This is a genomic window from Pseudomonas sp. SJZ077, assembly GCF_007993905.1.
Classification (GTDB): Bacteria; Pseudomonadota; Gammaproteobacteria; order Pseudomonadales; family Pseudomonadaceae; genus Aquipseudomonas; species Aquipseudomonas mandelii.
This window is the reverse complement of record NZ_VIUJ01000044.1, coordinates 1-2,312: the sequence shown is the minus strand read 5'-3', so window position 1 is coordinate 2,312 and position 2,312 is coordinate 1. Positions and strand designations below refer to the sequence as shown.

Annotated in this window: 3 protein-coding genes and 1 pseudogene; all 4 read right to left on the bottom strand. The window is 55.1% G+C overall.

Features of this window, described 5'->3' with window-relative positions; genetic code table 11:
* Positions 1–75 (bottom strand): hypothetical protein (locus tag FBY01_RS32425; RefSeq protein ID WP_372241917.1); only part of this gene is annotated, 75 nt, incomplete at its 3' end.
* 75 nt (positions 76–150) lie between these two features.
* Positions 151–981, bottom strand: a complete 831-nt coding sequence (locus FBY01_RS32420) for a methyl-accepting chemotaxis protein (protein ID WP_372241916.1) — start codon at positions 979–981, stop codon at positions 151–153.
* A 27-nt stretch (positions 982–1,008) separates the two neighbouring features.
* Positions 1,009–2,034: pseudogene (locus FBY01_RS32415) on the bottom strand (cache domain-containing protein); the annotation flags it as partial.
* Positions 2,035–2,218: 184 nt separating this feature from the next.
* Positions 2,219–2,312: hypothetical protein (locus FBY01_RS32110; protein ID WP_230393244.1), on the bottom strand; the 94-nt coding region annotated here is incomplete at its 5' end.

The window sequence follows — 2,312 nt, the reverse complement described above, 5'->3', positions numbered from 1 at the left end:
TTTGTAGGTTGCCTCGTCAGTCAGCGTATTGGCCAGAACCTCGGGACGAACGGGATACAGAGAAGCCGCACTCATCTTTCTTACCTCGGTGGAATGGTTGTTTGTGATTTGTCACTGTTTGCAGCCTGAGCACTCAGGCAATTGCGAAACTCAAATCCTGAAACGACTGAGCAGTTTGTCCTGCTGGCCGACGTGGTCCACCATCACTGAACATTGACGAACCTGTTTGTCCGCACTGCCGGATACCTCAAGACTGATATCGCGGATATTGCTCGTGTTGCGATTGATTTCTTCGGTCGTGGCGCTTTGTTCTTCAGCCGCCGCGGCGATCTGCAGGTTCATGTCATTGATACGATAAATGGCCTCGCGTATGCGCTTCAGGGTGTCATTGGCTGCGTTGGCATCCCCGGCAGTCTTGCTGGCCGTATCGCGGTTTTGCTGCATTTGCACTTGGGCGTGTTTCACGCCTGTCTGCAACTGGTCGATCATCTCGCGTATTTCCTGCGTGGATTGCTGGGTTCGCGAGGCCAGTGAGCGCACCTCATCAGCCACCACAGCAAATCCGCGTCCCGATTCGCCGGCACGTGCCGCCTCGATGGCCGCATTGAGTGCAAGAAGGTTGGTCTGGTCGGCGATGCTGGTGATAACCGCCACAATGGACTCAATGTTTTGACTGAGCGTGGACAACTCATTGATCGCATGACCTGTGGCGTCCATCTCTTCAGCCAAACGCTTGATGGCCCCCGTAGATCTGGAAACCAGAGCAACCCCGTCCGCTGTTTCCTCGTTAGCAGCGATTGCCGCTTCGGCAGCGGTTTGGGCGTTACGGGCGACATCTTCGGCTGTCGATGCCATCTCGGTCATGGCGGTGGCCAATTGATCCAGTTCTTGTAATTGAACTTGTACACGGTTGGCTGCCTGGTCCGCTTCGCATGACGTCGCTGTGGTGCTCTCACGAACGCGTTGCGAGCTGTTTTTCACATCGCCAATGAGCGCTTTCAGGTTCTGCAGGAACTGGTTGAACTCCCCGGCGACCAACGCAATTTCATCATTGCCGACCACGGGTAGTTGGCGGGTCAGGTCGCCTTCTCCGCGATTGATGTCTGCCAACGAATCCTTGAGTTGATCCAGGGGTCGCAGTAGCCGCCTTACCAGCAGGCCCAACACCAACAGGCTAATCAGCACGCCCAGGCCGGTACCGAAGACGGCACGCCAGCTCAGGATGTGGGCTGCGGCCATAACGATGTCCTGATCCAGCACCACACCGATATACCAATCCATGCCCTTGAGACCGGAGAGCGGAATGAAGGACACCAGGAGAGACTTCCCACCGCTGCTGACCTGCTGAAGCTGACTGTCGAGAGGCAGAACGCTGCCTGCGAAAAGCTGGTTGTAGGGCTTGCCGTTCAGCTCGGCGTCCGGATGGGAAATAATGTTGCCACTTTTACTCAGCAGGAACGCATAACCGGCCCCACCGAAATCCAGTGTATTGATGGCATCGGCAACCGTAGTCAGACGGATGTCACCACCAAATACCCCGAGCAACTGACCGGCGTCGCTGATCCGCGCGACTGCCGAAATCAGAATTTCACCCGTGGTGGAGTCCTTGTAGGGTTCGGTTAAAACGGCCTGGCTACCGGCTTTTCCGGTTGCGTACCAAGGGCGAGTGCGACCGTCATAATCAGGTTTTGGATTCCAGGAGGCAGTGTTCTTGATGGGTTTTCCATCAGACTCAAGGGCGCCGAATACCAGCTTGAATTCATCATTCAAAATGGGCGAATCGATGATTCGTTGGGTCGCTTGCGCACTGTACTGGCGGTCGATCGCTTGGGACGCCAAATCCATCAGACGTAGTTTGCCGTTCAGCCAGTTTTCGATCTGACGTGCCACAGCATTGCTCGATTCGGAGATGCTCGCCTCGACCTGATGACGCAAAATCGTACGTAACTGCTCTACCTGAACCAGCGACAGAAGACTGGTTGTCACGAACAGCACACAAGCAGCCACAAGGCTCACCTTGTAACGGATTTTCATCTAGGACTCCAAAGGATCGATCAAGGGGAGCAGGGCATCCAGTCCTTGAATGTCAGGTTATCGAGGACGCCTTCGCGAGCAAGCCGGCTCCCACAGCGGGCACGCATTTCAAATGTGGGAGCGAGCCTGCTCGCGAAAGCTATTGGAAAGGGCGACACAGGATTACCTGTATAACCCTCGATTTTTAGAAGAAGCCCAACGGATTGATGTCGTAGCTCACCAGCAGGTTTTTGGTCTGCTGATAGTGATCGAGCATCATCTTGTGGGTTTCACGGCCG